The following is a 24401-nucleotide window of genomic DNA, read 5'->3' as shown; positions in this document are numbered from 1 at the left end:
GATGACCCGTACAGCCTACGGCCCTGCGGCGGCGGTCAGCAGACCTCCTCGAGATCGCGCCACTCCCGGCTGTCGGGGCTGTCGGCCACCCAGCCGTCGAGCAGTCCCCGCACCAGCGCGGCGGGCGCGGCGATCCCGCACTCCCGCTCCGGCACCCACAGCTCGCCGGCCGTGCGGTGGCCCAGCGGGCCCGGATGGCCCGGCTCGCTGTGGTCGTGCGGGTCCAGATGCTCCCCCTCCCCCTCGGCGCTCGGCATCACCCCCTCGGAACAGGCCCGGCACAGCAGCCGCACCGACGAGGACCAGTCCTCGGCCGCGAACCCGGCGTCGGCGGCGAGCTGTTCCAGCGCGTCCCGGTCCTCCTCGGTCGCGGCCTCCAGCAGCACCACCCAGGTCGGCACGGGCGAGGGCGCCCAGAGCTCGATCTCGTCGAAGACGGGGAAGCTGTGCCCCGCGGTGGTGGTGCGCTCGCCGTGCGGAACACCGTCGTGCAGGACGACCTCGCCCCAGCGCCTGCCGGACGACGGCAGCGGGATCGACAGCACCTCTATCCGCGCGGGGTCGAGCCTGCGCCCCCACACGACCTCGGCCTCCCCCTCGGGCGACAGCCGCACGGCCGCGCTGCCCAGCTCCATCCCGACGGGCTCCGCGGCCGCCCCGCCGCCCGCGGCCCTGGGGCGACCGGGCACCTTCAGCCCGTAGGCCTGCCAGGCGCGCCGGGCGAGCGGCCAGTCCTGGAGGGCGGTGGCGGCGATCCCCACGTTCCACCAGTCGGGTGCGCCCGCCTCCTTGTCCAGGAGGGCGACGGCCCGCAGGCCCGCGGCGCGGGCCTGCTCCCAGTCGTGGCGGAACTTGTGCAGGAGGGCGAGGTTGAACCAGGACTCCGAGAGCCAGGGCTCCAGGTCCGCCGCGCGCGTCAGCAGCGCGCCCGCGTCCTCGTACCGGCCGTCACCGATCAGCGTGAACGCGCGGTCGGTGGCCTGCCGCCAAGAGGCGGAGGGCCGATGCCGTACCTTCCCGAAGATCCTCACGATTCCCGCCTGCCGGTCGCTCGGGTCATTGCCCCCGCACACCGTCCGAATGACCGTGTGCCGATATCTCTCGGTGCTCCTTCTTTCGCATCCAACCATGCCCGGTCGGACGCCCGCTCATTACCCATGGGTTACCCGGGCTGAGCGGGCCCGAGACCCCCGCGCGACAGCACCCGGGCCAGGGACTCCACGACCTCGGGCTGGTAGTCGTGCGCGGTCCCCAGCCGGAGCCGTTCCATCGCGGAAAGCGCGTTCCCCGCACTTTCACCGGTCAGATCGTCGTACGCGTTGACGGCGCGGACGATACGGGCGGGCAGCGGCTGCTCGCGGTACGGGTCGGCCTGCCGCTCGACGACCACCGCGACGGCCGGCGGAACCCCGGTCCGGCGGACGACGGAACCGCCCAGCAGGGCGATCCTGCGCTGCTCCGGCACGGGAAGCAGGGCGGTCGCACCCTCCGGGACGGGATCCACCAGCGACAACTGGCCGATGTCGTGCATCAGCGCCGCGTACTCCAGCACGGTCAGATCGGGACCGGAGAGCCCCATCTCGCGGCCGACCAGGGCGCTCAGGGCCGCGACCCGGCGCGCGTGCCCGTGCGGGGTGTAGCCGGCGATCTCGGTCGCCCGTGCGAGTGAGGCGACGGTCTGCCGGTACGTCGTCCGCGCCGCGGCGGACCTCCGTAGCGACAACTGGGTGAGCAGCAGCGGCAGGCAGAACACCGGCGGCGCCCAGAGCCCGGCGACGGCCGTGCCGAGCGCCATCAGGGCACCGGTCGCGCAGACCGCGCAGCCGATGCCGGGGAGCGAGCGCAGCTCGTCGCGCAGCAGCGGCCCGAAGGGTACGGGGGCGCCTCCCGTGCGCTCGGCGCCACGGGGGAGGGTGCGCGCCCGCACCAGCAGGGACGCGAGGACGGCGTCGCACAGGGCGGTGAGCACCAGCACGAGCAGCATCGCCGCGGCGTGGCCGGGGCCGGCGGCAAGCCGTTCCGCGGGTGCGCCCGGACCGTGGAGGGGCTGGACGCAGACCGCGGCGAAGGCGACCGTGACCACCCTGCGGGCCACATGGTCGAGCGCCGGTCCCCGGCCGCGGGCGACATGCGGGACGGCACCGGCGAGAACGCCGGCCGTGACGACGGCGACGGTCTGGGGAACGCCGTGCGAGGTGGGCTGCCCGGCGTTCGCGCCGAGCAGGGCGTAGGCGAACGCGCTCGCGGCACCGAGAGGGGCGGGCTCCCGCTCCCCCGGCCGGGCTTCCCGGCGGGCGAGTTCGCCCACCGCGATCATCAGGCCGAACGCCAGGGCGACCGCGGGTTCGGCGAGCCCCCGCCACCCGGTCCACCCGAGTCCGGCCGCGGCGAGCAGGGCGGCCGCCGCGTTCACGGCGGTGACGGTGCCCGGTGGGGCCGGCCTCATCCGCCCCGCCGGTGCCGGGCGGGCGGCTCCGCGTCCTTCGGGGCGGGCGGCCCCGCGTCGTGCGGGGCGGGCGCGCCGCCGCCTCCCCGGGCCGGCTGTACGGGCACGGCCGGCCCGCCGGCGGTGCCCGCGGTCACGGCGGTCTCCCAGCCGTGGCGTTCCAGGGCGCGGACGAGGGCCCGGACCATCCGCGGGTCGAACTGGGTGCCCGCACAACGCTTGAGCTCCTCGACCGCGGTGTGCACCGGCCGCGCCCTGCTGTAGGAGCGGGTCGAGGTCATGGCGTCGAAGGCGTCGGCGACGGCGACGACACGGGCGGCCTCGGGGATCTGCCGGCCGGCGAGGCCGTGGGGGTAGCCGGTGCCGTCGAGCCGCTCGTGGTGGTGGAGGATCGCGTCCCGGGCCTCGCCGAGGAAGCCGATGCCCCGGACGATCTCGTGCCCGTACTCGGGGTGCAGCTCGATCACCCGGCGCTCCTCGGGGGTCAGCGGGCCGTCCTTGCGCAGCACCCGGGTGGGCACGCCGAGCTTGCCCACGTCGTGGAGGATGCCGGCGAAGCGGAGCACGTCCAGCCGTTCCCCGTCCATGCCCAGCTCGCGGGCGATCAGCGCGCTCGCCCGCCCCACCCGTTCGCTGTGCCCCCGGGTGTAGCGGTCCTTGATGTCGACGGCCTGGACGAGGGCGCGGATGGTGGACCGGTGGGCGCCCTGCTCACGATGGCACTGCGCGAAGACCCGGCCGGCGACGTACACGGGCAGCAGCACGAGGAGCGCGGCCGGCGGACCGTAGGGGCTCCGCCATATGACGGCCGCCATCAGCCCGGCCAGCCCGTGGACGAGGTGCGGTCCGAGTGCCCCGGGCAGCAGCCCGCGCCAGGCGGTCCGTAGCGGCACCCGCTCGGCGGTGGCGAGGATGCCCCCGTCCAGGGCCGTCACGACCAGGCAGAACGCCAGCGCCGCGGCACCGGCCGGGAGAAGGGCGTACGGGAGTGCGGGGCCCGCCAGGGCGGCTGGACCGCCGCACAGCGCCGCCGCGCCGGACGCGGCCGCCGCCGCCAGGGCGAGCCGGGCCGCCCGCCAGGCGCGGCGGGCACCCCCCGTGCTCCGGTCCACCCGTCCGAGCAGGGCAGCCGGCACCGCGGCCAGCGCGGCCCCGGCGGGCGGCAGCAGCAGCGCGGCGGCGAACAGGACGGGGAGGAACGATCCGAACGATCCGAACGATCCGGAGCCGACCGGGGCGGACCCGCCGAACAGCCGTCCGAGGACCCCGCGGCGCCCCGGCACCTCGCTCAGGGCGTACAGCCCGGCCAGCAGCGCCACGGCGGTCCAGGGCGTGTCCGCTCCCGGGCGCAGCGCGGGCAGGGCGCACGCTCCGGCGCCGACCACCGCGCACAGGATGTACGCGCGCGCCGGTCGGGGAATGCGTCTCACCCGCCGTCAGCCTCCTCGGCAGCCCCCAGAACAGAGCGTCAGGCTAACGAGTCGTCCGCGTCCGGACGTTCGGTCGCGGACGATTGGCACCATCGGGTGACAGGCGCGCGTGTGTGTGCGTAGACGGGCGCGCGGTGGGGGCGGGCGACACCGGGGCGGGTACAGCGCACAGGCGCGACCCCCGGCGTGTCCAAGGGGCCGCACTCCCGGGTCCGCCGGCCGGGCCGGCTACTCAACCGGGCCGGTTATTCGACCGGGCTTGCTACTCGGCCGGGCTGGGCACATCCGCCGGGCCCGCCGTCACATCGTGGTCGGGCACGGCCTCGCCCGCCCTGATCAGCTCGATCCGTCCCATGACCTTCGCCCGAAGGTCCACCGGCACGTCGTCATGGCCGCAGCAGCGCTTGACGAGCTTCTTCACCGCCTGCTCCAGGCCGTACTTCTCGAGGCAGGGGGAGCACTCCTCGAAGTGCACCTCGAACTTGGTGCAGTCGGCGTCGGGCATCTCACGGTCGAGGAACTCGTACAGATGGTCGAGTACCTCCGCGCAGTCAGTCTCGTGCGGCTCTCCGCAGCTCATGAGCCCGCGCCTTTCCGATCGTTCGTCGACTCCCCGGCGCCCGCGGGAACGAGCCCGCGCTCACGGGCGTAGTCCTCCAGCATTCCGCGCAGCTGGCGGCGGCCGCGGTGCAGTCGGGACATCACCGTACCGATGGGCGTCCCCATGATGTCCGCGATCTCCTTGTACGCAAAGCCCTCGACGTCGGCGAGATAGACGGCGATGCGGAACTCCTCGGGGATCGCCTGCAGGGCTTCCTTGACGTCGGAGTCCGGCAGGTGGTCGAGCGCCTGGGACTCGGCCGAGCGCAGACCGGTCGACATGTGCGACTCGGCTCGGGCGAGCTGCCAGTCCTCGATCTCCTCCGCCGCACTGCGCTGAGGTTCGCGCTGCTTCTTGCGGTAGGAGTTGATGAAGGTGTTCGTGAGGATGCGGTACATCCACGCCTTGAGGTTCGTGCCCTCGCGGAACTGGTGGAACGAACCGTAGGCCTTCGCGTACGTCTCCTGCACGAGGTCCTCGGCGTCGGCCGGATTGCGTGTCATGCGCAGCGCGGCCGAGTACATCTGGTCGAGGTAGCCGAGTGCGTCCCGCTCGAATCGCGCGTTGCGCTCGGCGGCGGTCTCTTCCGTGCGGCCGTCGTCGGTCCCAGTGACCGGACCCACCTCCTCCAACGCTGTGGCGGGACCGAGACCGGACCCACTCGAATCGGAGGATAGACGACCAACCGCTCCGCCCGCCGCCCGAGTCGTCGCCGCCTTCGGTGCGGGCAGCACGGTCCAGTCCAGGTCGGCGGCCTGCGACCGGCCCGGGCAGATGGTCGAACCCATGCGACGGACTCCCTCTCCACTCTCCTGTGCTGACGTGCTGCACAACGGGGAACGCGCCCTCCGCTATTCCCGGGCGGGAACCGGGCCGCTCCCGGGCGGCCACCGCACCGCTCCCAGACGGCAACCAGGCGGTTTCCCGGACGGCGACGGGGCCGCTCACGGACAGGGAACCGCACCGCTCCCAGACGGCAACCAGGCGGTTTCCCGGACGGCGACGGGGCCGCTCACGGACAGGGAACCGCCACGGAACGGCCGGGAAACGCCGGACACCGCCGGGAACCTCCACGGAACCGCCGGGAACCGCCCCCGGTATCACACCAGGGCGGTGATCCATCTCCGTACGCCGTCGACGACGCTCCCCAGTACCTCCCGCTGGGTGACGGCGGCCCGCTCGGGCACCGAGAGCGCGTGGTCGGCCGCGTCCACCGCGATCAGCTCGTACGCGCCGTCCGGGAACTCCTCCGGCCTGCCGAACGGATCACTGCCGCCCTGGACGACCAGAACCGGCACCCCGGCGCCGAGGAGTTCGTCCGCACGGGACTTCTCGGGCCTCCCCGGCGGATGCAGCGGGAAGCTCAGCGCGAGGACGGCACGCGCCCCCAGCTCGCGGGCGGTCCGGCAGGCCACGCGCGCCCCGGCGCTGCGCCCGCCCGCGATGATCGGCAGCCCCTTCTCCGCCAGGGCGGGCCAGAGGCCCCGCCAGGCGGTGTCCAGAGTCTTCGGCGCGGGCGCGATCTTCTTCCCCGCGACCCGCCACGGCTGCTCCACCAGGGCCACCGAGACCCCGGCGGCGGGCATCCCGGCCGCCAGGGCCCGCAGGTCCCGGGCATCGACGCCGCCGCCGGCGCCATGGCTCAGCGCCAGCACCAGGCGGGCCCGGCCGGGGGCCGGGTGCCAGGTGATGCGGGCGTCCCCGGCGGGTGTACCGACGATCTCGCTCTCCGTCACGACAGCAGTGTCACACCGGGGCCCGGGAATCGCGGGGAGCCAAGGCGAGTCAAGGGGAGCCGAGGGGGGGCCGAGGGGAGCCGAGGGAAGTCGAGGGGGGCCGAGGGAAGTCAGAAGAGCGTGCCGACCTCGGGGGCGGCCAGCTCCTCGACCAGCTCCGGCCCGTTGTTGCGGACGTTGGAGACGGCCGTGCCCACGGGGTAGGCGCGCATCAGTCCGGTGGGCGGCGGCGCCAGCAGCCCGCGCAGCTCGTCCGGGTCGGTACGGGACGGGTCGAGCCAGGCGTCCCAGCGGTCCTCCGTGAGCATCAGCGGCATCCTCGGGTGGATGTCGGACAGCGAGCGGGGGCCTTCGGCGGGTGCCACCCCCAGGGGCCCGGTCTCCGCCTCGGTCGTGATCACGGAGCAGGTCACCCACCAGGACCGGGGGTGGTCGTCCGGCAGGGTCGGGTCGCGCCAGAACTCGTAGAGCCCGGCCATGGCGAAGACGGAGCCGTCGGCCGGGGTGACGAAGTACGGCTGCTTGCGGGGCCGCTTCTTCCTCCCCTTCACCTCCAGCTCCCGCTCCTCGGTGCCGGTGACCCACTCGTAGTAACCGTCCGCGGGGAGGATGCAGCGACGGGACCGGAAGGGCCGGCGGAAGGAGGGCTTCTCGTGGACGGTCTCGGCTCGGGCGTTGATCATCCGGGCCGCGCCCTCAGGGTTCCTGGCGAAGGACGGGACGAGGCCCCATCTGAGCCTCCGCAGCTGACGAACCGGACGGCGATCGTCCGCGTCCTTCAGGGGGCGTTCTAGCACCGCGAGGACCTCCTTGGTGGGGGCCACGTTCCAGTCGGGGGCCAGCGCCTCCGACGGCTCCCACCCCTCGACCCGGAAGAGCCCCGCGAGGTCCTCGGGCCTCCGGCTCGCCGCGTACCGTCCGCACATCTCAAACCACCCCTCCGAGCCGCGGAAACGCTGGACCGTGCCGCTCCGGTCAGCACCGGCGTGCCGCTCCGGTCGGCACCGGTCAGCACCGGTCGGAACCGATCGGCACCGGCCGGTACGGCGCCGGGGCGGCGCCGCATGCGGCACCCCGACCGCCGGGCGTGTGGCGCCCCCGGGCGAGGTGCCGGCCGCGCGATTCCGCCTTGTCCTTGGTCCTGTGCCCCCGTCGCCGGGGCACGTCCAAGAGTGCCAGACCGCCGCCGGGCGCGGTCGTGGCGTACCCAGGCCGCTTCCGCGGGGCGACCGGCCGCCGCCTCACGGTCGCCCCTCATGGCCGGGCCGCCACGCCGCGAGCCGGCCGTCTCGCGCTCCGGTCGTGCCAGCGGACCGGTCCGGCCCGGTCCGGCCCGGTCCGGAGCACCCCGCGGCTCCCGCCCTGCGAGCCTCACGTTTGGCCTGCGAGCCTCACGTCTGCCTGCGAGCCTCACGTTTGCCACCGGGAACGATCGCTGCCACGCCGGCGTCTCAGCTACCGTCCGCATCCGAGCACCGGACAGCCACGCCCCGAACCCCCCGAGGAGCCACCCCGGACATGGTCACACCCGAGATCTTCGCGACCCAGCCGGCCCCCGACCGCTGGCTGGTCATAGGCACGGCCGTGCTCGCCCTGGCCGCGGTCGCCCCGTCCGCGATATGGCGGCTGTCCCGCAACGCCATCACCATCGCCCACGAGGGCGGGCACGGCCTGATCGCCCTGGCCACCGGCCGGCGGCTGGAGGGCATCCGGCTGCACTCCGACACCAGCGGACTGACGGTCAGCCGCGGCCGGCCGACCGGACCCGGCATGATCCTCACGGCGGCCGCGGGCTACACCGCCCCGCCGCTGCTCGGGCTCGGCGGCGCCTGGCTGCTCGCCTCGCACCGCATCACCCTGCTGCTGTGGGTGGCCACCGCGCTGCTGATCGCGATGCTGGTGATGATCCGCAACGCGTACGGGGCACTCACCGTCGTCCTCACCGGCGCCGCCTTCCTGCTGGTGTCCTGGCTCACCGAACCGGAGGTGCAGGCGGCGTTCGCCTACGCGGCCGTGTGGTTCCTGCTGCTGGGCGGCGTCCGGCCGGTCTTCGAGCTACAGGTGAAGCGCCGGCACGGGGGTGCGCCGGACTCGGACGCGGACCAGCTGGCGAGGATGACGCACGTCCCGCCCGCGATGTGGCTGTTCCTCTTCCACGCCGTGTCGCTGTGCTCCCTGATCGGGGGCGGCCTCCGGCTGCTCGATCCCTGACGGGTCGGGGTGCCGGGCGACCGGCCGGCGAGCGACCGGGCCTCCGCGGGGCCACTAAAGTGAGGGCCATGACCGAGAGCCCCGTGCACACCGCCCTTTGGCCCGCCCCCCACGCGAGTGGGCCCGTCGACGCGACGGTCACCGTTCCCGGATCGAAGTCGGTCACCAACCGCGCGCTGGTGCTCGCCGCGCTGGCGGCGGAGCCGGGCTGGCTGCGCCGCCCGCTGAGGTCCCGGGACACCCTGCTGATGGCGGATGCGCTGCGCGCCATGGGCGTCGGCATCGAGGAGCAGGTCTCCTCCAGCTCCACCGCGACCGGCGGCCCCGACAGCGGCGAGGCGTGGCGGATCATCCCGGCCGGGCTGCACGGACCCGCGGCGGTGGACGTCGGCAACGCGGGCACGGTGATGCGCTTCCTGCCGCCGGTCGCCGCACTCGCCGACGGGCCCGTCCGCTTCGACGGCGACCCCCGCTCCCACGAGCGTCCGCTCGGCGAGGTGATCCGCGCCCTGCGGACCCTGGGTGCCCGGATCGACGACGGCGGCCGCGGTGCGCTCCCGATGACCGTGCACGGCCGCGGGGCGCTGGACGGCGGCGAGGTGGAGATCGACGCGTCCTCTTCCTCCCAGTTCGTCTCCGCTCTGCTCCTCTCCTCCCCCCGCTTCAACCAGGGCGTGCAGGTCCGGCACCGGGGCTCGCGGCTGCCGTCCATGCCGCACATCCGGATGACCGTCGACATGCTCCGCGCGGTCGGCGCGCAGGTCGACGAGCCGGAGACCGGCGGCGAGCCGGACGTCTGGCGGGTCCGCAGCGGCGCGCTGCTGGGCCGGGACCTGACCGTGGAGCCGGACCTCTCCAACGCCCAGCCGTTCCTGGCCGCGGCGCTGGTCACCGGCGGACGGGTGACCGTTCCGGACTGGCCGGAGCGCACCACCCAGCCCGGTGACGCACTGCGGGGGATCTTCACCGAAATGGGCGGTTCGTGCGAGCTGACCGAGGCCGGGTTGACGTTCACCGGCTCCGGCCGGATCCACGGCATCGACGTCGACCTGGGCGAGGTCGGCGAGCTGACCCCGGGCATCGCCGCCGTTGCCGCACTGGCCGACTCCCCCTCCACGCTGCGCGGCGTCGCGCATCTGCGGCTCCACGAGACGGACCGCCTCGCCGCCCTGACCAAGGAGATCAACGAACTCGGCGGCGATGTCACCGAGACGGAGGACGGCCTGCGCATCCGGCCGCGCCCGCTGCACGGCGGGGTGTTCCACACCTACGACGACCACCGGATGGCCACGGCCGGTGCGCTCATCGGCCTGGCCGTCGAGGGCGTGGAGGTCGAGAACGTCGCGACCACCGCCAAGACCCTCCCCGACTTCCCGAGGATGTGGACCGACATGCTCGCCGGGAACTGAGCGGGACGGCACGAGATGCGCCGCTACGGCAAGCACACCGACGAGGACGACGTCCGGGTCCGCCCGAACCGCAAGGGCAACCGGCCCCGTACGAGCATCCGCCCGAAGCACGAGGACGCCGCCGAGGGCATGGTCCTGACCGTGGACCGGGGCCGGCTCACCTGCCTCGTGGACGACCGCACCGTGGTGGCGATGAAGGCCCGGGAGCTGGGCCGCAAGGCGGCCGTGGTCGGCGACCGGGTGGATCTGGTCGGCGACCTGTCGGGGCACAAGGACACGCTCGCCCGCATCGTCCGCATCGGGGAGCGCGCCTCCCTGCTGCGGCGCACCGCCGACGACGACGATCCCTACGAGCGGGTCGTCGTCGCCAACGCCGACCAGCTGGCGATCGTCACGGCCCTCGCCGATCCGGAGCCCCGCCCGCGGCTGATCGACCGCTGCCTGGTCGCGGCCTACGACGGCGGCCTGGAACCACTGCTCGTACTGACCAAGTCGGACCTGGCCCCGGCGTCGGCACTGCTGGACCTGTACGGCGCGCTCGACATCCCGTACGTCGTGACCTCACGCGACGAGCTGTACGCGGGCGAGGCGGCGAACGTGGTGCGCGAGCACCTCGACGACCGGATCACCGCCTTCGTCGGCCATTCCGGCGTCGGGAAGACCACGCTGGTCAACGCGCTGGTGCCGGAGGGGAAGCGGCGCACCACCGGCCGGGTCAACGCCGTCACGGGCCGCGGCCGGCACACCACCACCTCCGCGCTCGCCCTGCCGCTGGCCGGCGCGGGAGGCTGGGTGATCGACACTCCGGGCGTGCGGTCCTTCGGGCTGCACCACGTCGACCCGTCCCGGGTCATCCACGCCTTCCCCGATCTGGAGCCCGGCATGGAGCACTGCCCGCGCGCATGTTCGCACGACGAGCCGGGCTGCGCCCTGGACGATTGGGTGGCGCGGGGGCACGCCGATCCGGCACGGCTGTACTCCCTGCGGCGGCTGCTGGCGACCCGGGAGCGGCGCGAGGGCGACTGACCCGCCTGCCCATCTGCCCATCTGCCCGCCTGCCCGCTGCCCGCTGCCCGCCTGCCCGCTGTCAGCTGTCAGCTGTCAGCAGCCCGCCGTCCGCACGGGCGACCGCGGTGAGTGCATAATTCGCACCAAGCAAGGCAAGCGGTCGCATTGCGCGGTACGCGGGCTCGGGGACGCGGGAGGCACTGACATGGCGTGGCTACTCGTGGTCGTCGCCGGATTCCTCGAGACGGGGTTCGCCATCTGCCTGAAGCTGTCCCACGGCTTCACCCGGCTCTGGCCGACCATCGGGTTCGCGGTGTTCGCGGTGAGCAGCTTCGGGCTGCTGACCCTCGCCCTGCGGAAGCTCGACGTCGGGCCCGCCTACGCGGTGTGGACGGGCATCGGGGCGGCGGGCACGGCCATCTACGGAATGGTCTTCCTCGGGGAGATCGCCTCGACCCTGAAGATCGTCTCGATCACGCTGGTGGTCGCGGGGGTCATCGGCCTGCAACTCTCCGGCCCGGCCCACTGAGAGCCGTACGGACCAGTCGGCCGACGCCCTCCGGCGGACCCGCGACCACACAGGACAGCGCAAGCCGCACGGCCAGCTCGCAGCGTCGCCCGGCCTCGGCCTCCTCCTCCGCGCGGCGACCGGTGCCCGGCTCCAGCGCGGCGAGCGACCGGTCGCGTACCGCCGCCACCAGCTCTCCGGGGGCGGGGTGGCCCGCGTCCGCGCGCCGCTGGGCGGGAACGGCCGGTCCCGCGGCGGACCGGCCGGCGGGCGTCGGCGCGGGGAGCCGGTCGCTCCACGCACCGGTCAGCAGGGCGCGCAGCAGCGGCCGGGAACGGGCTTCCGCCACGGTCCACTCGGCCAGCCGGACCAGCTGCTCGCCGGCCGCGGCCGGCTCCGCGAGCACCCGCTCCGCACCGGAGAGGTAGGCATCGGCCTCGCGCCGCACCAGGGCCCGGGCGAGACCGTCCTTGCCGCCGAACTCGTTGTACAGCGTCTGCCGCGAGACGCCCGCCGCCGAGGCGACGTCGATCATGCGGACGGCGGGCCAGGGCCGGTCGGCGAGTGCGGTGTGAGCGGCGTTCAGCAGGGCTTCGCGCGCTGTGGACATCGTGGTCCTCCCGGGCGGGGCCCTTGACGGCCCCGTGGCTCTCACTCAGAGTTGGCGCGCGAGCACCTGCTGTCAAGGGTGCGGGCGGAGTCGCGGACGCCTTCGGGCCCGGTGGCACCGGACGGGCGGACGGGGCGGTCCGGCCAGGCGTACGGGCGGACGGACGGGGCGGTCCGGCCAGGCGTACGGGCGTACGGGCGGACGGGCCGGACAGACGGACGGGCCGGGCGGACGGGCCGGACAGACGGACGGGCCGGGCGGACAGGCGGGACTGGACAGGTGGGACGGGACGGCCAGGCGGACCGGCCGGGCGGGCCCCGGGGATAGAGTGCGGGCATGGCCGACTACCACGATGATCTGCGTCTCGCCCTCGTCCTCGCGGACGCCGCCGACGCGGCGACCATGGACCGGTTCAAGGCACTCGACCTCAAGGTCGAGACCAAGCCGGACATGACCCCGGTGAGCGAGGCCGACAAGGCGGCCGAGGAGCTGATCCGCCACCAGCTCCAGCGCGCCAGGCCGCGCGACGCGATCCTCGGCGAGGAGTACGGCCTCGAGGGCACCGGCCCCAGGCGCTGGGTCGTCGACCCGATCGACGGCACCAAGAACTACGTCCGCGGGGTTCCCGTGTGGGCGACGCTGATCTCCCTGATGGAGGCCGGCGAGGGCGGCTACCAGCCGGTGGTCGGCGTGGTCTCGGCGCCCGCGCTGGGCCGCCGCTGGTGGGCGGCGAAGGGCGCGGGCGCCTACACCGGGCGAAGCCTGTCCTCGGCGACCCGGCTGCACGTCTCCAGAGTCGCGGAGCTGTCCGACGCCTCGTTCGCCTACTCCTCGCTCGACGGCTGGGAGGAGCGGGGCCGGCTCGGCGGCTTCCTCGACCTCAGCCGGGCGGTCTGGCGGACCCGCGGGTACGGCGATTTCTGGCCGTACATGATGGTGGCCGAGGGCTCGGTGGACATCTGCGCGGAGCCGGAGCTATCGCTGTGGGACATGGCGGCCAACGCGATCGTCGTACAGGAGGCGGGCGGGGCGTTCACCGGCCTCGACGGGGTCCGCGGACCGCACAGCGGAAACGCGGCGGCCTCCAACGGGCTGCTCCACGAGGAGCTGCTGGAGTACCTCAACCGGGGCTGAGCGAAGGGCCGCCCACGGCGGTTACCGGCCGGTTCGCCTCCCGCGCTCCCCCCTTGGGCGCCGCGTTCCCCCTTGTTGGCCCGCCCGATCGCTGCGACTCTGAGAGCCTCCCCATTTGTGAACTTGTGAATCCCTTCTCGTTGAAGGATTCATCAAGGAGGTGGCTCCATCCATGCTCGTCCGTGACGCCATGAGCACGGTGGTCCTCACCATCGGCCCCGCACACACCCTGAGGCAGGCCGCTCGGCTGATGGCCGCGCGGCGTGTCGGGGCGGCCGTCGTCCTCGACCCCGACACCAGCGGCCTCGGCATACTCACCGAGCGGGACGTCCTCGTCTCGCTCGGCACCGGCCAGGACCCCGACCTCGAATCCGCCGCCGCCCACACCACCAACGACGTCGTCTTCGCCGCCCCCACCTGGACCCTGGAGGAGGCCGCGGACGCCATGGCCCACGGCGACTTCCGCCATCTCATCGTGCTCGACGCCCAGGGACCGGTCGGCGTCGTCTCGGTACGCGACATCATCCGCTGCTGGGCACCCGCCCGGCACCGGCTCCGGCACCGGACCGAGGAGACGCTCACGGGCTGACGCGGCAGACCGGGCTGACCGCGCAGACACGAGCGGGCCGGACCTCCCCCCGGGGAGATCCGGCCCGCTCCGCCACGGCAAGCGGTCCAGTGCTGGTTTCGTCAGCCGCGCAGGACCTGGACCGCGGCCTCCAGCCGCTTGCCGAAGTCTTCGTCCGCCCGACGGAAGTTTCCGATCGCCCGCTCGGCGATGTCACCGCGGGAGACCTTGGCGATGAAGCCCGCCAGGTTCTCGACCAGGCGCCCCTTCTCCTCCTGCGACATCAGCCGGTAGAGGTTGCCGGCCTGGACGAAGTCGTCGTCCTCCGCGTGCGAAGGGGCCTCGTGGCTCCCGGTGCCGCCGGAGACCGGGACCGGCTGCCACAGCGGCCGGTCCGTCTGGAAGGGGCCGCCGAAGCTGTTCGGCTCGTAGTTCTTGGCGCCCTTGTGGCGGCCGTCGTAGAGCAGGCCGTCGCGGGAGTGGGTGCGCGCCTCGGTGGCGTGGGGGCGGTTCACCGGGAGGTGGTCGGCGTTGACTCCGACGCGGTAGCGGTGGGCGTCGCCGTACGCGAAAAGGCGGCCCTGGAGCATCTTGTCCGGGGAGGGGCCGATGCCCGGCACGAAGTGCGCGGGGCTGAAGACGGACTGCTCGACCTCCGCGAAGATGTTCTCCGGGTTGCGGTTGAGCTCCAGCCTGCCGATCTCGATCGGCGGGTAGTCCTCGTGCGGCCACACCTTGGTGAGGTCGAACGGGTTGAACCGGTAGGTCGCGGCGTCCCCCGCGGGCATGATCTGGACCTGCACCGTCCACGACGGGAAGTCACCGCGCTCGACGGCCTCACGCAGGTCGCGCTGGTGGCTGTCCGGGTCCTCACCGGCGAGCCGGTTGGCCTCGGCCTGGGTGAGGTTCCTGATGCCCTGGTCGGTCTTGAAGTGGTACTTGACCCAGAAGACCTCGCCCGCCTCGTTGTTCCACTGGTACGTGTGCGAGCCGTATCCGTTCATGTGCCGGTACGAGGCCGGGATCCCGCGGTCGCCGAACAGCCAGGTCACCTGGTGGGTCGACTCGGGCGAGAGACCCCAGAAGTCCCAGACGTTGTCCGCCTCCTGGCTGCCCGTGTACGGGTCGCGCTTCTGCGTGTGGATGAAGTCGGGGAACTTGACGGCGTCCCTCACGAAGAACACCGGGGTGTTGTTGCCGACGAGGTCGTAGTTGCCCTCCTCGGTGTAGAACTTCAGCGCGAACCCGCGGGGGTCGCGCACCGCGTCCGCCGCGCCGAGGTTGCCCGCGACGGTGGAGAAGCGCAGGAACGTCTCGGTCTGCTTGCCGACCTCGGAGAGGAACTTCGCCCGCGTGTAGCGGGTGACGTCGGCGGTCACCGTGAAGGTGCCGTAGGCGCCGGCGCCGCGGGCGTGCACCACCCGCTCCGGGATGCGCTCACGGTTGAAGTGCGCGAGCTTCTCGAGCAGCAGCTGGTCCTGGACCAGGACAGGTCCGCCGACGCCCGCGGTCTCGCTGTTCTGGTTGTCCGCGACCGGAGCACCGGCCTCCGTGGTGAGCGGTCCCTGCGACATGTGCGCCTCCTGCGAAAACTGCGTCATCGCCTGTCAGTCCTGTCCCTTGGCTAATGATGACCACGATCCTACAATAGACAACGTCTAAGTCAAACGTACATCCAAAGTCACACCCGTTCGGGAGCTACTCCCCCGACTGTTAGGCTGATACGCATGAGCGACCTGTTGGAACGCCTGCGCGGACGCGGCTGGCGCATGACCGCGCAGCGGCGCGTAGTGGCCGAGGTCCTCGACGGTGAGCACGTCCATCTGACCGCCGACGAGGTGCACGCCCGCGCGGTCGAACGACTGCCGGAGATCTCCCGGGCCACGGTCTACAACACCCTGGGTGAGCTGGTCTCACTGGGCGAGATCCTGGAAGTGGCGACGGACCACCGCGCCAAGCGGTACGACCCGAACGCCCACCGCCCACACCAGCACCTGGTCTGCGGGCGCTGCGGCGCGATCCGGGACGTCCACCCCAACGGCAATCCGCTGACGGACCTGCCCGACTCGGAGCGCTTCGGCTTCACGATCTCGGACGTCGAGGTCACCTACCGGGGCCTCTGCCCGAGCTGCGCGAGCGCCTAGCCCCCACGCGGGGCGAGGCCCCGCGGCCGTTCACGGCCGGACCACGGCGGCCCGGCCGTCCCCTTCGACCGGCTTCCGTCGGCTTTCCGCCGACGCGCCCCTTCCGCCGACGCGCCCTTTCCGTCAACAGCGCCTTCCCGTCGACCGCACCCCGTCCACGGCGCGCCGGCCTTCGAGGACCCCGTCCAGCCGCCCACCCGGCGCCGTCCGCCGCGCCGCCCACCCGGCCCCCGGCCGTACCGTCCACGGCCGGGAACGGGTGCCGCGCGTCACCGTCACCGTCGTCGGCGGTGGGCGCTGGGGAGCGCCCACCGCCGACACGGCCCACAACGCACCGTAGGCCCGGATCCTGATTGGATCCGGGCCTACGGCCTTCAGTAGCGGGGACAGGATTTGAACCTGCGACCTCTGGGTTATGAGCCCAGCGAGCTACCGAGCTGCTCCACCCCGCGTCGGCCTGATCAACAGTACGTCACCCCGCGGACCTGAGCAAATCCGCATCCCTTCGACCGTGGAGGTTCCTGTCGACCGTGGAGGTTCCTGTCGACCGTGGAGGTTCTTGTCTGCGTGAGCAGCCCCTGCGGTCAACGGTGGCCGATCCCGGGAAGCTTCTCGGCTGTCCGTCCTCGTGGACGCAGTGCAGCCCTCACCTGACCGGTGGCTCACCAGCATCACGACGCGGTTCACCTCGACGTCGCACTCGGCTGCGAACCCTCCGTGAACACGGTGGCGTGGTCGGCGGCCCACTGACGAAACGTTCGCGGTGCCGTCCCAAGGATGTCGGCCACCGCAGCGGTGATATACGCGGGCCGTCCGACCGCCGCACTCCACGCGGCGAGCAGCATGTCGACAACCGAGCTGGGCACCATACCCTCCGACAGTCTTCGGAACTCGTCCGGCGTTATCTCCTCGAAGGCGATCTGGCGCCCCAGGGCGTCAGCGATGGCGTCCACCTGCGCGGCCTGGGTCAGCGATTCGGGGCCCGTGAGGACATAGTCGGCTCCAACGTGTCCGTCCTGGTAGAGCGCCCGCGCCGCGACGGCTGCGATGTCGCGGTCGTCGACCGGTGCCGTCTCGGCAGCACCGTGAGGCCACCGGACGACCTCGCCGGTCTGGATCGCGGGCGCCCACCAGGCCAGCGAGTTCGACGCGAGCATCCCCGGCCGGATGATCGTCGACTCGAGTCCGGTGGCCGCGATGAGCCTCTCGATGTCGGCGTGCAGCACCGCCATGGGATTCGGCTGCCGGAAGAATGGATGCGGCGTCCGATGCGGGGAGGAGAGGAAGACGACCCGCTGCACATGGGCTGCCAGCCGCTCGACGACTGCCGCGGCGGTCTGAGGCGGGGCGGTCCAGACGAGGAAGACCGGACCGGCGCCGTTCAACGCCGGGTCGAGCGTCTCGGGCGCGGCGAGGTCTCCGGTGAAGACCTCGACCTTCGCCGGCAGCGTCGCCCCCGCCTCGGTGCGACGGGTGAGGGCGCGGACCGGCACTCCCGCGTGGAGGAGTTGGTCGATGACGACGCGGCCGATCCGCCCCGTCGCCCCGGTGACGAGCACGGGAGGAATGTTCGCCTGATTCATGCCACCCATGAAAACGTTACTCGGTTAAAAAGGCAACTCAGTCATGAATGTTACGGTAGTCGGATGAGCGAGCCGACGGGACTGCGGGCCCGCAAGAAGGAGCGGACGCGCCACGCCATCGGCGACGCGGCCGTCTCGCTGTTCCTGGAGCGCGGCTTCGACCGCGTCTCGGTCAACGACATCGCCGCGGCGGCCGAGATCTCCAAGCCAACCCTCTTCCGGTACTTCCCCACCAAGGAAGACCTGGTGCTGCACCGGTTCGCGGACCACCAGGGCGAGGCGGCACGCGTCGTACGTGACCGCAGGTCCGATATCACGCCGGTGACGGCTCTGCACCGGCACTTCCGGGCCGGCCTCGATCGGTACGACCCAGTCACCGGCCTCAACGACCATCCCGAGGTGGTGGCGTTCCACCGGCTGGTGTTCACCACACCGAGCCTGGCGGGACGGCTCACGCAGTACCAGCTCGAGGACGAGCGAGCACTGGCGGACGCCCTCGGCGAAGGCATCCGGGCACGTCTGCGAGCCGCCCAGGTGCTCGCGGTCCAACGGGTGCTCGCCCGGACCAACTGGCAGAAGATCGCCGACGGCCGCGCCGCCCACGACGTCCACCCCGAGGCCGTAGCCGACGCCGACCAGGCGTACAACCACCTGCGATGACAGGTGGCACGCCCGGTCAGAGAAGGCTCCACGGCCCGGCGCACGCGTTGCCACGGGCCCGGCCAGGCCCCAGAACACCGGCGGCCGGACTGGCCCGGGAACATGCCGGTGGACCAGGCTTGGGTCGATCCGGCGACGACGTTCGATACGGGAAACCGGGGTGGTCGAGGAGACCCTGCGCGCCGTCGGCCGGTAGGCCGGGACGGCACGGCACATCCCGATCGACCGCTGGCGCGAGACGCTCGAGACGACCGGCTTGGTCCGCACGCACGCGGCCTCAGTCCAACGGTCCCTCCGGCAGGCCACGTGATTGCCGGAGATCAGCCGACCGACCCGCTGCCAACGCACCATGGAATCCGGGGTTCCAGCAGGTCTCACCGCTGACGGAGCGGCTCGCCCGACAACCCGTTCGGGCCGCCGGGCGGTGTGACGCGCGCCTCAGGCCGTGAGTTCCTGGTGCAGCGCCTCGCGGAGCGCGGCCGCCCGATCCGCCACCTCGGCGGGCCCCAGCTCCACCGCGCGGGCACACCAGCGCTGGCCCTCCGCCAGTTCCCCGCGGCGCGCGGCCAGCAGGGCGAGCCGGAGCGCCGCACGCCCGTGGCCCGCCCGGGCCGCGCGGGCCCACCAGAGGGCGGCCTCACGCTCGTTGCCCTCACGGGCCAGCAGCAGCCCCAGATTGAAGGCGCCGTTGCGGCTGCCCGCCTCCGCCGCCTCCCGGTACCAGCGGGCGGCCTCGGCATGCTCGCCGCGGGCCGCGGCGAGCATGCCGATACGCACCTGCGCCCGGCGGTGCCCCTGCGCGGCGGCCCGCTCGTACCACTCCTCGCACTCGGTCTTCTCCCCCATCGGCTCACCGAGCGCGGGCGCGCCCGGCGGCGGCTGGCGCGCGTCCAGCACCGTCGCGAGCCGGAACGCCGCCTCGGCGCTTCCGCTGCCCGCGGCGCAGCGCAGATGCCGCTCGGCGGTGTGCTCGTCCCCGTCGCGCAGACAGGCCATCCCGACCTGCAGGGCGGCCTCCGTGTGCCCTGCCGCCGCCGCCCGTGCGTACCAGCGCAGCGCCGCGCGGTCCTCGTCCCGGCCCGCATGGAGGATCCCGAGGTTGAACGCGGCGTCCACGCTCCCCGCCTCGGCGGCCTTGGAGAACCAGGGCTCGGCACCGGCCGGGTCCCCTGCCTGGAGCAGCAGGACGGCGAGCGCGTTGGCCGCCTCGCGGTGCCCGGCGTACGCGGCACGGCGATACCACTGCTCGGCCTGACCGGTACGGCCCTGGGCGGCACACAGCAGACCGAGGTTGTACGCCCCGTTCACATCACCCGCGTTCAGGGCTGCGCGGTACCAGCGCTCGGCGGACTGGTGCTCACCGCGGGCGGCGTGCAGCGCGCCCAGCGCGTTGGCGGCGTTGCCGTCGCCGTCCTGGGCGGCCCGCAGCCACCAGACGGCGGCGCCCTCCTCGTCGCCGGTGTCCTTCAGCAGGAACCCCAGGGCGCAGGCGGCACGCGCCTCGCCGTCCCCGGCCGCGGTGAGGTACCAGCGCGCGGCCTCCTTCAGCTCGCCCCGGCGCTCCAGGATGCCGCCGAGGTGCAGCGCGGCCCGGCGGTGCCCGCGGGCGGCTGCCTGCCGGTACCACTGCTCCGCCTCGTCCCGGCGTCCGGACTCCCCGGGCGCCGAGGACGCCGTGTACGGCGAGGACGCGGTGTACGCCGAGGATGCAGAGGACGCCGTGTACGCGGCGGGGCCGTCCGCCGGGGACGCGGCCGGCGCCAACGGCTCGGCGGCGCCGCGCGGGGCGGGGATGACGGCGGCCGCAGCGCCGCTCAGCGCTACGCTCCTGATCATTTCGGCACGTCGCCTCCGTACGGCTTCGGACACCTATGCCGCGCTCGATGGAACTGGTCCACGCCGCGGCGATCGTCCACGACGACCTCATCGACGACAGCCCGCTGCGCCACCATCTGCCCACGGCGCACATGGCGCTGCGGTCCGCCGTCACCGGCCGCCCCCGGGCGAACGCCGCCGCCCGGTCACTTGCCATGCTGGTCGGGGACCACCTGATGGCGCTGGCGGGCCAGCTGTTCGCCACCAGCGGTCTCCCCGCGGCCTACCTCGCCAGGGCCCGGCCCATGTGGGGAGAACTCGCCCGGGAGCTGATCGCGGGCTTCGGCCCGTCCGCACCCTCGGGCCCCGCCGCACCCTCGAGCCCCGCCGCACCCTCGAGCCCCGCCGCGCCGCGGGCCGTACCGGCCACGGCCGCACGGCTGCCACCGCACCTGCGGAGCCCCCTGACTGCGGAGGCCTCTGCGGGGCGGCGGGCCTCCGGAGCGCCCCCGCCCGGCGAACGCCGCTCGAGCGCACGCGCCAGCCGGTACGCGGCCTCGCGGTGGCCCTGCTCGGCGGCCGCGCGCAGCCAGCGTTCGGCGTCGGGCTCGCTGCGGTGCTCCAGCAGATCGGCCAGGGCGTAGGCGCCGAGGGCGTGCCCCTGCTCGGCGGACTGGCGGAGCCAGTACTCGGCGGCCGGCTCGTCGCCGCGCTCCCGGAAGTGCCGGCCGAGCGCGTGCGCCGCGGCGGCGGAGCCGGCGACCGCGGCGATCCGCCACCAGCCGGCCGCCTCGTCGGCGTAACCGCGCTGGTGCAGCAGGACACCGAGGTTGTTCGCGGCGGCGCGGTCCCCCTCCGCGGTGGCCGCACGCAGATGCGGCTCCGCTCCGTCGAGATCGCCCCGGCGCAGGAGCATCGCCCCGAGGACGCTCATGGAGGCCACGTCGCCCGCCTCGGCGGCGCGCCGGTGCCGGGCCTCGCTCTCGGCCCCGGCGTCGGTGACGGCGTCGGTCTCGGCGTCGGTCTCGGCGTCGGTGACGGGCAGAGGATCCGCAGAGGTCAGCGACTCGAGCGGGTCCTCGGCGTCCACGGCGTCCACGGCCGCCGCATCGGCCAGACCCACCGCCGCCACGGCGGTGACGGCGTGCTCGTGCGCAAACCGTCCCATCTCCAACAGAGTTGTCCCGTCCCCCATGAAATCCATCGTCGCACCACCCGCAACCCGCGTACACCTGGTATACCGCAGCCAGTGAGGTCACTTCAGCGTTTTGTCGACATGCCCACAGAGAGACAAGCCAAACACGTGTCACTCCGGGGCGCCGGATCCAACCCGTCCGAATCGGGACAGACTTCGGGAAGAACTTTCTCCACACACGCCGAGGGCCCGGATCCTGATTGGATCCGGGCCCTCGATCTCAGTAGCGGGGACAGGATTTGAACCTGCGACCTCTGGGTTATGAGCCCAGCGAGCTACCGAGCTGCTCCACCCCGCGTCGTTGTGCACCTACCGTACCACGGTGCGGAGTGGAGTCCGTCCGGTGAACCACCCGTTCGGTCAGCCTCCGGGTTTACGCGACGGTGCCCCGGGAGCCGCCTGCGACTGTGCCGCCGCCGCCCGGTCCAGCGCCGCCTGCAACTCCGCCTGGGCCTTGCCGTACGCCGTCCAGTCGTTCTTCTTCAGCGCCTCCTGGCCCGCCTCGTACGCCTTCTGGGCGTCCGCGATGGCCTGCTTCAGCGCCGCGCTGCCCGTAGCCGGCGGCTGCGGCGTGGTGTCGTCGCCCGGCTCCGCCGGCGGCTGCGGCGTGGCCGGCGGCTCCTCGCCGTCCACCCCGAACACCGCGTTCAGCGCCTCGTCGAGGCTGTCCTTGAAGACCGGCTTGCCGCCGTACGACACCGCCACCTTCTTCAGCAGCGGGTAGTTGGCGGCACCGCCTCGGGCGTACACCGGCTCGACGTACAGGAAACCGCCGTCCAGCGGGACCGTGAGCAGATTGCCGTAGTCGATCTCCGAATCGGTGCCCCGCAGGTCGCGGACGAACGTCGCGACCTCCGGCACACTGTTGAGTTCGCTCTGCACCTGCGAGGGGCCCTGCACGGTGGAGGTCACCCTCAGCAGTCTGATCGAGCCGTAGTCCTTGCTGTTGGCATCGGCGTCGACGGCCATGAACGCGCCCAGGTTGGGCCGTCCGCTGGGCGTGAACGTCGTGGTCAGCGAGAACTTCTGCTCCTGCTCGCCCGGCATCTTCAGGCTCAGGTAGTACGGCGGGACCGCGCTGCCGTCCTTCTGCGTCGGATCGTTCGGCACCTGCCAGGCGTCGCTGCCGGTGTAGAACTGGTCGGGGTCCGTCACGTGGTACCGGGTGAGCAGCTCACGCTGGACCTTGAACATGTCCTGCGGGTACCGGAGGTGGGCCAGCAGGTCCGGCCCGATCTCGCCCTTCGGCTTGACCGTGTCCGGGAAGGCCTTCATCCAGGTCTTCAGGACCGGGTCCTGGGTGTCCCACTGGTACAGGTCCACCGTGCCGTCGTAGGCGTCGACGGTGGCCTTCACCGAGTTGCGGATGTAGTTGACCTGGTTCTGCTGCGCGACGACGGCACGCTGGCTGTCGGTCAGCGAGTCGGCCGTGGTGTCCCCGAGCGTCGTGCGCGACGCGTAGGGGTATCCGTTCGTCGTGGTGTAGGCGTCGACGACCCACTTGATCCGGCCGTCGACCACCGCCGGGTAGGCGTCCCCGTCGATGGTGAGCCAGGGGGCCACCGCCTCGACGCGCTCCTTGGGCGTGCGGTTGTAGAGGATCCGCGAACCGTCGCCGATCGCTCCCGAGTAGAGGATCTGCGGCTCGCTGAGCGCCACCGCGTACGCGGCCCGGTTGAAGGCACCGGAGAGGTCGACCCCGCTCTTGCCCTTGTAGCTGGTGGTCACCTCGCCGTTCTTCTCGTAGTCCAGCTCCTTCTGCGGGCCGCCGACGATCGAGTACTGCTCGGTCTTCTCGCCGTAGTAGACCCGCTGCTCGTACGTGCCGAGCTGGCCCTCGGTGGGCAGGCCGGACTCGATGAAGTCCGGGGCGCCGACCGTGCCCTGGTCCTCGTCGGTGATGGTGTTGGTGCCCTTGGCCGCGATCGCGCCGAAGCCGTGGGTGTAGGTGAAGTGGTCGTTGATCCAGTTCCGCTTGGGGATGCCCTTGATGTTGAGCTCGCGCAGACCGATGACCGTGTCCTGCGGCTTCCCGTCGGGGCCGGTGTACCGGTCCACGTCGAGGGTCGCGGGGAACTGGTAGTACTTCCGCTCCTGCTGGAGCTGCTGGAAGGCGGGCGAGACGATGTTCGAGTCCACGAGCCGGTAGCTGGCCGCCGTGGCGGCCTGCTCGCGCTGCTGGGCCTTCCGCTTCGGGTCGCCCCTGCCGCCGTAGTTCTCGGACTTCGCCGCGTCGATGCCGTACGCCTCGCGCGTGGCGTCGATGTTCTTCTTGATGTACGGCGCTTCCTTGGCCTGCTCGTTCGGCTGGACCTGGAACTTCTGCACGATGGCCGGGTAGAGGCCGCCGATGAGGATGGCCGAGAGCACCATCAGCCCGAAACCGATCACCGGGAGCTGCCAGGTGCGCCGCCAGAGCGTCGCGAAGAACAGCACGGCGCAGATGACCGCGATGCAGAACAGGATCGTCTTCGCCGGCAGATAGGCGTTCGCGTCGACGTACCGCAGGCCCGTCCAGTTGCCCGCCGCCTTGAAGTCACTGGACTTCACGGCCAGGCCGTACCGGTCCAGCCAGTACGCCACGGCCTTGAGCGCGACGAAGATCCCGAGCAGCACCGACAGATGGCCGGTCGCCGCTGCGGTGGCCCGCGCCCCGGGGCTGGTGACCCGCAGCCCCCCGTACAGGTAGTGGGTGAGGACCGAGGCGATCAGGGAGAGCACCGCGGCGGCGAAGCCGAAGCCCAGCAGGAAGCGGTACCAGGGCAGGTCGAAGGCGTAGAACGCCACGTCCATCCCGAACTGGGGGTCCTTCTGGCCGAACGGCACACCGTTGATCCACGTCAGCCAGGTGCGCCACTGGGAGGAGGCGGACGCTCCGGCGATCAGCCCGACGAGCGCGGTGATCCCGAGGAGCACCCACTTCTTGTACGGGGCGATGCCCATGCGGTACCGGTCGAGGCTCTGCTGCTCGAGCGACATCGCACTCAGCGGCGGCCTCAGCCGGTGCGCCAGCCAGATGTTCAGCCCGACCGATGCGGCCATCAGCAGGCCGAAGACCGCAAACAGACCGATCTTGGTCCAGAGGGTGGTGCTGAACACCGACGAGTACTTCACCGAGCGGTACCAGAGCCAGTCGGTCCAGAACCCGGCGAACATGACAAAGGCCATGGCGAGCACGGCCAGCACGCCGAGCGTCATCAGCAGCGTCCGTACGCGCCGGGACGGCCGGCCCACTCTCATCCGTGGCCCGGTCGGGCCTCCGCCGCGGTCCGGCATCTGGAAAGCCAACGTGCGCCCCTCGAGTTCGCGGTTGTGTAAGCGTTGTTTCGGGTGCCGTCCCATG

19 protein-coding genes, 2 tRNA genes and 3 pseudogenes are annotated in these 24401 nt (G+C 72.7%); 9 read left to right on the top strand and 15 right to left on the bottom strand.

All coding sequences use genetic code 11. The features are described 5' to 3' along the window. Positions 1–35: 35 nt before the first annotated feature. The 7 genes from DDQ41_RS23125 to DDQ41_RS23095 form a co-directional block, all read right to left on the bottom strand. Entirely contained in the window at positions 36–1031 is a 996-nt protein-coding gene (locus DDQ41_RS23125; protein WP_109297901.1) for a tetratricopeptide repeat protein, read from the bottom strand. Positions 1032–1162: 131 nt separating this feature from the next. Beyond that, positions 1163–2446: an HD-GYP domain-containing protein gene (locus DDQ41_RS23120; protein ID WP_109296199.1), complete on the bottom strand. Its 1284-nt coding sequence runs from the start codon at positions 2444–2446 to the stop codon at positions 1163–1165. Beyond that, positions 2443–3876 (bottom strand): HD-GYP domain-containing protein, encoded by a 1434-nt coding sequence (locus DDQ41_RS23115; protein WP_109296198.1) that lies wholly within the window; start codon positions 3874–3876, stop codon positions 2443–2445. Before DDQ41_RS23115 ends, DDQ41_RS23120 begins: the two co-directional genes overlap by 4 nt. A gap of 262 nt (positions 3877–4138) precedes the next feature. Beyond that, positions 4139–4456 (bottom strand): mycothiol system anti-sigma-R factor, encoded by a 318-nt coding sequence (gene rsrA, locus DDQ41_RS23110; protein ID WP_017947122.1) that lies wholly within the window; start codon positions 4454–4456, stop codon positions 4139–4141. Then, positions 4453–5100 (bottom strand): sigma-70 family RNA polymerase sigma factor, encoded by a 648-nt coding sequence (locus DDQ41_RS23105; protein ID WP_017947123.1) that lies wholly within the window; start codon positions 5098–5100, stop codon positions 4453–4455. The genes rsrA and DDQ41_RS23105 overlap by 4 nt, the downstream gene beginning before the upstream one ends. A 477-nt stretch (positions 5101–5577) precedes the next feature. Further along, positions 5578–6213: an alpha/beta hydrolase family protein gene (locus DDQ41_RS23100; RefSeq protein WP_109296196.1), complete on the bottom strand. Its 636-nt coding sequence runs from the start codon at positions 6211–6213 to the stop codon at positions 5578–5580. Positions 6214–6323: 110 nt separating this feature from the next. Further along, positions 6324–7139 carry an SOS response-associated peptidase gene (locus DDQ41_RS23095; protein WP_109296195.1) on the bottom strand — a complete coding sequence of 272 codons (816 nt, stop codon included), beginning with the start codon at positions 7137–7139 and terminating at the stop codon, positions 6324–6326. 592 nt (positions 7140–7731) lie between these two features. Here DDQ41_RS23095 and DDQ41_RS23090 point away from each other — a divergent pair. The 4 genes from DDQ41_RS23090 to DDQ41_RS23075 all read left to right on the top strand — a co-directional run bounded on the left by DDQ41_RS23090 (position 7732) and on the right by DDQ41_RS23075 (position 11370). Continuing rightward, complete coding sequence (locus DDQ41_RS23090; protein WP_109296194.1) at positions 7732–8424, top strand: M50 family metallopeptidase; 693 nt, start codon at positions 7732–7734, stop codon at positions 8422–8424. A 68-nt stretch (positions 8425–8492) separates the two neighbouring features. Next, the gene (gene aroA / locus DDQ41_RS23085) at positions 8493–9833 is read left to right on the top strand and encodes a 3-phosphoshikimate 1-carboxyvinyltransferase (protein ID WP_109296193.1); all 1341 of its coding nucleotides are present in this window, start codon (positions 8493–8495) and stop codon (positions 9831–9833) included. 15 nt (positions 9834–9848) lie between these two features. Then, on the top strand, positions 9849–10859 hold the full coding sequence (gene rsgA / locus DDQ41_RS23080) for a ribosome small subunit-dependent GTPase A (protein WP_109296192.1): 1011 nt from the start codon (positions 9849–9851) through the stop codon (positions 10857–10859). Between the two features lie 187 nt (positions 10860–11046). Then, complete coding sequence (locus tag DDQ41_RS23075; RefSeq protein WP_109296191.1) at positions 11047–11370, top strand: DMT family transporter; 324 nt, start codon at positions 11047–11049, stop codon at positions 11368–11370. Here DDQ41_RS23075 and DDQ41_RS23070 read toward each other — a convergent pair. After that, entirely contained in the window at positions 11336–11959 is a 624-nt protein-coding gene (locus DDQ41_RS23070) for a TetR/AcrR family transcriptional regulator (protein WP_109296190.1), read from the bottom strand. The genes DDQ41_RS23075 and DDQ41_RS23070 overlap by 35 nt on opposite strands. Positions 11960–12295: 336 nt before the next feature. On the opposite strand from DDQ41_RS23070, the gene hisN reads away from it, so the two are divergent. Further along, positions 12296–13093 (top strand): histidinol-phosphatase, encoded by a 798-nt coding sequence (gene hisN / locus DDQ41_RS23065; RefSeq protein WP_109296189.1) that lies wholly within the window; start codon positions 12296–12298, stop codon positions 13091–13093. Between the two features lie 172 nt (positions 13094–13265). Further along, on the top strand, positions 13266–13682 hold the full coding sequence (locus DDQ41_RS23060) for a CBS domain-containing protein (RefSeq protein ID WP_109296188.1): 417 nt from the start codon (positions 13266–13268) through the stop codon (positions 13680–13682). A gap of 101 nt (positions 13683–13783) precedes the next feature. Here the strand turns inward: DDQ41_RS23060 and DDQ41_RS23055 are convergent, their stop codons facing one another. Beyond that, positions 13784–15262 carry a catalase gene (locus tag DDQ41_RS23055; protein ID WP_281278227.1) on the bottom strand — a complete coding sequence of 493 codons (1479 nt, stop codon included), beginning with the start codon at positions 15260–15262 and terminating at the stop codon, positions 13784–13786. Positions 15263–15388: 126 nt separating this feature from the next. Between DDQ41_RS23055 and DDQ41_RS23050 the strand changes: the two genes are divergently transcribed. After that, positions 15389–15805: a Fur family transcriptional regulator gene (locus DDQ41_RS23050; protein ID WP_109296186.1), complete on the top strand. Its 417-nt coding sequence runs from the start codon at positions 15389–15391 to the stop codon at positions 15803–15805. A gap of 378 nt (positions 15806–16183) precedes the next feature. Here the strand turns inward: DDQ41_RS23050 and DDQ41_RS23045 are convergent. After that, a tRNA-Met gene (locus DDQ41_RS23045) sits at positions 16184–16257 on the bottom strand. A gap of 231 nt (positions 16258–16488) precedes the next feature. Beyond that, on the bottom strand, positions 16489–17388 hold the full coding sequence (locus tag DDQ41_RS23040; RefSeq protein WP_262508550.1) for an NAD(P)H-binding protein: 900 nt from the start codon (positions 17386–17388) through the stop codon (positions 16489–16491). 63 nt (positions 17389–17451) lie between these two features. Between DDQ41_RS23040 and DDQ41_RS23035 the strand changes: the two genes are divergently transcribed. Next, positions 17452–18048 carry a TetR/AcrR family transcriptional regulator gene (locus DDQ41_RS23035; RefSeq protein WP_109296184.1) on the top strand — a complete coding sequence of 199 codons (597 nt, stop codon included), beginning with the start codon at positions 17452–17454 and terminating at the stop codon, positions 18046–18048. Between the two features lie 438 nt (positions 18049–18486). On the opposite strand, the pseudogene DDQ41_RS23030 reads toward DDQ41_RS23035, so the two are convergent. Then, positions 18487–19695: pseudogene (locus DDQ41_RS23030) on the bottom strand (tetratricopeptide repeat protein); the annotation flags it as partial. Between the two features lie 233 nt (positions 19696–19928). Here DDQ41_RS23030 and DDQ41_RS23025 point away from each other — a divergent pair. Beyond that, a pseudogene (locus DDQ41_RS23025) lies at positions 19929–20204 on the top strand (polyprenyl synthetase family protein); the annotation flags it as partial. 176 nt (positions 20205–20380) lie between these two features. On the opposite strand, the pseudogene DDQ41_RS23020 reads toward DDQ41_RS23025, so the two are convergent. The 3 genes and pseudogenes from DDQ41_RS23020 to DDQ41_RS23010 form a co-directional block, all read right to left on the bottom strand. Next, positions 20381–21031 (bottom strand): annotated as a pseudogene (locus DDQ41_RS23020) (tetratricopeptide repeat protein); the annotation flags it as partial. A 251-nt stretch (positions 21032–21282) separates the two neighbouring features. Next, positions 21283–21356, bottom strand: a tRNA-Met gene (locus DDQ41_RS23015). Positions 21357–21418: 62 nt separating this feature from the next. After that, positions 21419–24334: a UPF0182 family membrane protein gene (locus tag DDQ41_RS23010; RefSeq protein WP_172607662.1), complete on the bottom strand. Its 2916-nt coding sequence runs from the start codon at positions 24332–24334 to the stop codon at positions 21419–21421. Positions 24335–24401: the final 67 nt, after the last annotated feature.

Origin of the sequence: Streptomyces spongiicola, from assembly GCF_003122365.1 — a bacterium.
In the GTDB taxonomy this organism is placed as follows: Bacteria; Actinomycetota; Actinomycetes; order Streptomycetales; family Streptomycetaceae; genus Streptomyces; species Streptomyces spongiicola.
The sequence above is the reverse complement of the archived record's forward strand: the minus strand, read 5'-3'. Positions and strand labels throughout refer to the sequence as shown.